The 249-nt window shown below is 52.2% G+C and carries 1 rRNA gene; it reads right to left on the bottom strand.

From position 1 onward, the window contains the following. Window positions 1-249, bottom strand: a 23S ribosomal RNA gene (locus OGY09_RS00260); the annotation flags it as partial.

The following is a 249-nucleotide window of genomic DNA, read 5'->3' as shown; positions in this document are numbered from 1 at the left end:
TGCTCCCACTGCTTGTACGTACACGGTTTCAGGTTCTTTTTCACTCCCCTCGCCGGGGTTCTTTTCGCCTTTCCCTCACGGTACTGGTTCACTATCGGTCAGTCAGGAGTATTTAGCCTTGGAGGATGGTCCCCCCATATTCAGACAGGATACCACGTGTCCCGCCCTACTCTTCGAGTTCACAACACATGCACTTTTGTGTACGGGACTTTCACCCTGTATCGTGCGACTTTCCAGACGCTTCCACTA

Origin of the sequence: Citrobacter sp. Cpo071, from assembly GCF_030332765.1 — a bacterium.
Classification (GTDB): Bacteria; Pseudomonadota; Gammaproteobacteria; order Enterobacterales; family Enterobacteriaceae; genus Citrobacter; species Citrobacter portucalensis.
The sequence above is the reverse complement of the archived record's forward strand: the minus strand, read 5'-3'. Positions and strand labels throughout refer to the sequence as shown.